This is a genomic window from Caballeronia sp. ATUFL_F1_KS39, assembly GCF_023630985.1.
Lineage (GTDB): Bacteria > Pseudomonadota > Gammaproteobacteria > Burkholderiales > Burkholderiaceae > Caballeronia > Caballeronia zhejiangensis.
Genome location: NZ_JALQDZ010000059.1, coordinates 1 through 235, shown reverse-complemented (window position 1 = coordinate 235; position 235 = coordinate 1). Strand labels below are relative to the sequence as shown.

Here is a 235-nt window from a genome sequence, read left to right as displayed (position 1 = left end):
GATCTACACCGGACGCGGCTGCCGTTCACGCTGCACGTTCTGCCTTTGGCCGCAGACGGTCGGCGGACATCGCTATCGCGTGCGCTCGGTCGAGAACGTGCTCGCGGAAGTGAAGTGGATTCGCGACAACATGCCCGAAGTGAAAGAGATCATGTTCGACGACGACACCTTCACCGACTTCAAGCCGCGCGTCGAAGAGATCGCGCGCGGGCTCGGCAAGCTCGGCGTCACATGG

The 235-nt window shown here is 62.6% G+C and carries 1 protein-coding gene; it reads left to right on the top strand.

All coding sequences use genetic code 11. The features are described 5' to 3' along the window. Positions 1-235: radical SAM protein (locus NCR93_RS29175; RefSeq protein ID WP_250532384.1), on the top strand; the 235-nt coding region annotated here is incomplete at both ends.